Origin of the sequence: Dietzia sp. DQ11-38-2, from assembly GCF_014145055.1 — a bacterium.
Taxonomy (GTDB): domain Bacteria; phylum Actinomycetota; class Actinomycetes; order Mycobacteriales; family Mycobacteriaceae; genus Dietzia.
In genome coordinates this window covers 1-3,854 of record NZ_JAALDW010000320.1, presented here as the reverse complement: position 1 = coordinate 3,854, position 3,854 = coordinate 1, and the positions used below count along the sequence as shown (strand labels likewise).

The following is a 3,854-nucleotide window of genomic DNA, read 5'->3' as shown; positions in this document are numbered from 1 at the left end:
CACGGGCAGACGGCCTCCCGCTCTCCCCGACCTGGGCGGCGGTGGGGCAGTCGCAGGGCGCAGGCGCCGCCCTGGTCACCGCCACCCGGGCCACCGAACTGGGCGCACCGTCGGGGCTGGACTTCCGGGGCGTCGTGGCCACGGGTGCGCCGGCCAACCTCGAGCACCTCTTCCAGTGGGGTGGGCCCGGTTTCCCTCCCGTGTCACTGCCCACGGGCCTGAACCTCTACGCCCTCTACATCCTCGCCGGACTTCGTGACCAGCACCCTGAGGTGGGACTCGATGCCTTCCTCACCCCTCGCGGCCGCGAGATGGTCGATGCCGCAGAACACCTCTGCTACGAGGACATGCGGGACGCGGTGGGAGACTTCCAGGTATCGCAGGCCCTGACCAGGCCGGTCAGGGACATCCCGGACGTCTTCGGGCTCCTGCAGCGGTACATGGGGACTCCGGCCACCGGATACGATCGCCCGGTCTTCCTGGGCCAGGGTCTGCTCGACCTGGACGTGCCCGCGCCCTCGGCGCTGTCGCTCGCGGCGGAAATGACGCTGAACCGTCAACCGCTCGAACTCCACGTCTATCCGGACAGGGACCACAGCGGGACGGTCTACGCGGCGATACCGGATGCCACCGCGTTCCTGAGTCGTGTGATGCGCTGACAGTAGAGCGGAATCTGGACACACCGTCAACATGCCGCCGTCCATCCTGCGCGGCAGTGACCGGTCGAGGCCATATCAACGATGTGACCGACACCACAATCGTTATCTACTTGTCACATGAGAATTTCCGAGTAGAGTCCTCGTCATCGCCGCGCGGGGATGTTCTGGGACTCCCCGCGCGGCTGACTTGTCTCTCACCCCGCCACCTTCTCGGCCCCTGGCCGACCCTCGCCCCCTCAGGCCACCTTTTCGGTCGAGGCCACCGGTACTTAGAACCTGTTCCAGTATCGTGGCCCCCATGAGCGCCCTCGACTTCGAGTCCACCAGCAAGACCCTCACCGCCGGCCGCTTCGAGCTGCACTTCCACGAGGCGGGAGAGCAGAGCGTCGCGGAGCCCGAGAGCGCCGTGCCCGTGCTCTTCCTCCACGGCTCCGGCCCGGGCGTCACCGCATGGTCCAATTTCGCGGGCAACTTCCCGGTCTTCGCCGAGCGATTCCACACGATCCTGCTCGACATGCCGGGTTTCGGGAGGAGTTCGGACCTCGACTGGGAGAAGGCCTATCCCTTGATCGCCGCCGAGGCGATCGACGCGTTCTGCGAGGCCAAGGGGATCGAGAAGGTCGACATCATCGGCAACTCGATGGGCGGAAACGTGGCCTGTGAAACCGCGCTGGCCTACCCCGGCCGCGTCCGCAAGATGGCGCTCATGGGCCCCGGCGGCCTGGCGGCGCCGCTGTTCACCCCCGAACCCAGCGAGGGTTCCCGGCGCCTGTTCGACTTCCTCGCCTCGCCCTCCGACGAGTCCATGGCCGCCTGGGTGGACACGATGGTGGGCAACAAGAAGGTCGTATCCGACGAGCTCATCCGGGCCAGGACCGAGGCCGCCACCGCCCCCGGCGCGGTCGAGCGGATGTACGCCATCTTCGGTTCGATCCTCAAGCCCGAGAACGCCTACACACCGCTGTACGCGCGGGCCTCCCAGATCCGCCAGGAGACGCTGCTCATCTGGGGCCGCGACGACCGCATGCTGCCCTACGAGCAGGCGCACTTCGCGTTCCGGCAGCTCCCCCGCGCCGAGCTCCACGCCTTCTCGCGCTGCGGCCACTGGGCGATGATCGAGCAGAAGGACAAGTTCGAGCGCCTGGTGATCGACTTCCTGCTCAACTGACCCGCTAGCCTCGGGGACATGAGCGAGTCGCCGCAGCCCGACCAGCCCACCGCCGACGCGCGCTCCGACCAGCAGACCGGCGACGGGACCGGGGGCGGAGGCGCCGTGGACCCGCGGACCGGCGAGGACCTGTCCTGGAAGAGCACCCCGGTCGCGATCGTCCTTCTCGACCGCCCCGCACCCGGCCACCGCGACATCACCGAGCTGCTCGCCGAGATCTTCGAGGGCTCCTACGACGTCGATCCGGGAACGGACGAGGACCCCGCGACCGCCGTGTCCGTCGAGGACGTCACGGTGGTGGTGACCCCGCTCGACCTGCCCGTGGCCGACGGCGAGGCGTCCCGGTACACCGAGAACCTCGCCATCTGGAATGGCGGGGAGGGTGTGGTGGACTCTCACCGGTCGCAGGTCGTCGTGGCCGCCTTCCGCCTCGGTCCGGTGGGGGACGACGGCGAGCCGGGCGAACCCGACTACCTGGACCCCCGGCTCGACACGCTCCGGTGCGAACTCGCGGTGGCCACGGTGACCGCCGCGCTGACCGCGCTGCCCGGCGCGATCGCGGTGAGCATCGGTGGAGCGGCCGCGACCCTGCCCGCCGGTCCCTACCGCGATCTCGTCACCGGGAACCCGCTCCCCGTCCCGGCGCTGGTCGGAGTGAGGGCGGGCATGCAATCCGAGACCACGTCGTGCGTGTACACCACCGGACTCGGGCGTTTCGGTCGACTGGACCTCGAACGGCTCGACGTCGCCGCGCCCCCCGGCGCCCTCTACGGGCAGATGTGCGACCTGGTCGCGTACACCCTGGGCTCGGGGACCATCTTCCAGGCCGGGCAGGCCCTCGAGGTGGGCGGGCCCCAGCCGCTGCTCACCAGCATCGAGACCTCCCCGTTCACCGGACAGCAGGTCCTGCGCCTCACCCCCGGCTAAGCACCGACCACCGTGTCACGGTCGCCGGTGGGGCATCCTCTCCACCACCAACCTCGTGGTGGCCGCCAGCTGGAAGGGCCGGACGACGGGCTCGATACGACTGGTCAACCTGTCCTTCTTGAGCTTCGCGATCACGCTGCGGACCAGTTCGGGCAGGGGATTGCCCGAGTGGTCGACCAGCGGGTAGACGCGGACCTCCGGCGCGACCCGCGCCATCTCGACGATCGCGTCGACATGGTCGGCCGTGCTCATCCGGTCCGCATAGGTGAACAACAGGTGGGAGCACAGGACGAGGTCGGCCGAGTCAGAGGCGAGAGGCAGTTCAGGCAGCGCCCCGGCGATGTACCGGCCGGGAGCGGCCTCGAGGTCCGCGAGCATCGACTCGGCCGCGGCCCGACGGACGGATTCGTGACCAACGACGCCGCCGCGAACGTCCCAGTCGTACTCGAGATCCCGGGAATGGAAGTGGGCGAGCGATCGATCCAGATCCGCCAGGACCCGCTCCCTCAGATCACGACCACCGAGCGCGTATTGCGGGTCCACCGCCACCGCGTCACCGCCCGCGGCGGAGATCTCCGCGACAGCGCTGGCCGCCCCACCCGGGCAGTCGACTATCCGACGACCAAGGTCCACGGCGTCCAGGTCGAACATGTCCGTGTACTCGTCCAGGGAGCGGGCGCTCACCAGGACATCCGATTCCGACAAGGGAAGGTGGATGGTGCGGGGACTTGCGGTCACCTGGTCGTTCTCCTCGATCAGGTCGGGCTCGGCCTGTCTCGGCCGCGGCGGGTGTCCGGCGGTGACCCGGGTCCCGGTGGGTCCGCCTGCCCGACTGTCGTTCGGCCCACCCGTTCCCGGTGGACCCGTGAGGCGCCTGCTACGCCGGGGCGGCGGTGGCGGCGCGAATCCACTCGGAGTCGCTCCGCCAGCACATCAACACGTCGTTCTGCACGGCGCCACCGTAGCAACGGGCGCGGACACCGGCCACCGATTCGTTTCCGGTGAGCCGAACCCGCGACGCGCACCCGGCCTGTGACCTGGACCACCAGCACAACTGACACCGGTTATAGTCCTCTTCGACGCAGGACGCAGCCACCCCG

4 protein-coding genes are annotated in these 3,854 nt (G+C 69.3%); 3 read left to right on the top strand and 1 reads right to left on the bottom strand.

Annotated features, from left to right (window positions below; genetic code table 11):
- The 3 genes from G6026_RS11220 to G6026_RS11210 all read left to right on the top strand — a co-directional run.
- A partial coding sequence (locus G6026_RS11220) for a prolyl oligopeptidase family serine peptidase (protein ID WP_182613221.1) occupies positions 1-659 on the top strand: 659 nt, incomplete at its 5' end.
- Between the two features lie 298 nt (positions 660-957).
- Positions 958-1,827, top strand: coding sequence for an alpha/beta fold hydrolase (locus tag G6026_RS11215; RefSeq protein WP_107757842.1), 870 nt, complete (start codon positions 958-960; stop codon positions 1,825-1,827).
- An 18-nt stretch (positions 1,828-1,845) separates the two neighbouring features.
- Entirely contained in the window at positions 1,846-2,754 is a 909-nt protein-coding gene (locus tag G6026_RS11210; protein ID WP_182613220.1) for a hypothetical protein, read from the top strand.
- 15 nt (positions 2,755-2,769) lie between these two features.
- On the opposite strand, the gene G6026_RS11205 is transcribed toward G6026_RS11210, so the two are convergent.
- Positions 2,770-3,492 carry a hypothetical protein gene (locus G6026_RS11205; RefSeq protein WP_107757844.1) on the bottom strand — a complete coding sequence of 241 codons (723 nt, stop codon included), beginning with the start codon at positions 3,490-3,492 and terminating at the stop codon, positions 2,770-2,772.
- Between the last annotated feature and the right edge of the window lie 362 nt (positions 3,493-3,854).